Consider the following 445-nt stretch of genomic DNA (forward strand, 5'->3'; position numbering starts at 1 on the left):
TGATTGCGCTGCCCGGTCCGAGGAGCATCAGGATCATCGTTCCGAAAAACTCGGCTACCGCGATCCGGGTCATTTCCGGCCCGACGGAACCCGTCGTCTGCGGCATCGTCGCCTCCTTGTTCGCCGTCACTGCTCGGACGGTTGCGGAAAGCATCGCGCCGCGATTTACCGGAGCGGCGGATACTCGCGGAGCTCTGCCAGCGACTCCCGGCGGCCGATGAGGAATTCGCGTTCGGTGGCGTTGCCGGCGAGCTCGAGCGCCCGATCGTACGCCGTCGCTGCGTCGTCGACGCGGCCCAGCCGGCGCAGCATGTCGCCTCGGGCCGAGTGGAACAGATGGAAGTCGGCGAGCGGCTCGGCGAGCCGATCGACCTCGTCCAGACCGATCGCCGGGCCATCGAGCTCGGCCACTGCCACGGCGCGATTGAGCGCCACGATTGGTGCT

Annotated in this window: 1 protein-coding gene; it reads right to left on the reverse strand. The window is 67.9% G+C overall.

Annotated elements, in window-relative coordinates:
* Positions 1-165: 165 nt before the first annotated feature.
* Positions 166-445: tetratricopeptide repeat protein (locus I6F37_RS40015; RefSeq protein WP_368736822.1), on the reverse strand; the 280-nt coding region annotated here is incomplete at its 5' end.

Origin of the sequence: Bradyrhizobium sp. NBAIM08, assembly GCF_020193935.1 — a bacterium.
Lineage (GTDB): Bacteria > Pseudomonadota > Alphaproteobacteria > Rhizobiales > Xanthobacteraceae > Bradyrhizobium > Bradyrhizobium yuanmingense.